This window comes from Shewanella litoralis (assembly GCF_009828585.1).
GTDB classification, from domain to species: domain Bacteria; phylum Pseudomonadota; class Gammaproteobacteria; order Enterobacterales; family Shewanellaceae; genus Shewanella; species Shewanella litoralis.
Genome location: NZ_WSRZ01000086.1, coordinates 1 through 520, shown reverse-complemented (window position 1 = coordinate 520; position 520 = coordinate 1). Strand labels below are relative to the sequence as shown.

The 520-nt window shown below is 41.5% G+C and carries 2 tRNA genes; both read right to left on the bottom strand.

The features are described 5' to 3' along the window. Positions 1 to 10: 10 nt before the first annotated feature. A tRNA-Glu gene (locus GQA99_RS20235) sits at positions 11 to 86 on the bottom strand. A gap of 313 nt (positions 87 to 399) precedes the next feature. Continuing rightward, positions 400 to 475, bottom strand: a tRNA-Glu gene (locus GQA99_RS20230). Positions 476 to 520: the final 45 nt, after the last annotated feature.

Genomic DNA, 520 nt, shown 5'->3' with positions numbered 1-520 from the left:
ATCTTAAATATGGTATCCCATAGGGGATTCGAACCCCTGTTACCGCCGTGAAAGGGCGGTGTCCTAGGCCTCTAGACGAATGGGACACTTTTGATACGTTATACTCTGTATCGAGTGAATACTCATCAATGTCTGTAGGCTAAACATTGGTGCTAATTACCTATAATGAAGCACAAAATCCTAAGGATTCGAACCCCTGTTACCGCCGACTCTTTATAAACCAAAGTGGGCGATGTCCTAAGCTCTATTTCTAGACGAATGGGACACATTTGATACGTTATACTCTGTATCGAGTGAATACTCACTAATGTCTGTAGGCTAAACATCGGTGCTTTTAAATTGTTAAACGCTTTTTCTAAAACAATAATAGTTTCGAATTATGTTCAACCATCTTAAATATGGTATCCCATAGGGGATTCGAACCCCTGTTACCGCCGTGAAAGGGCGGTGTCCTAGGCCTCTAGACGAATGGGACACATTTGATACGTTATACTCTGTATCGAGTGAATACTCACTAATG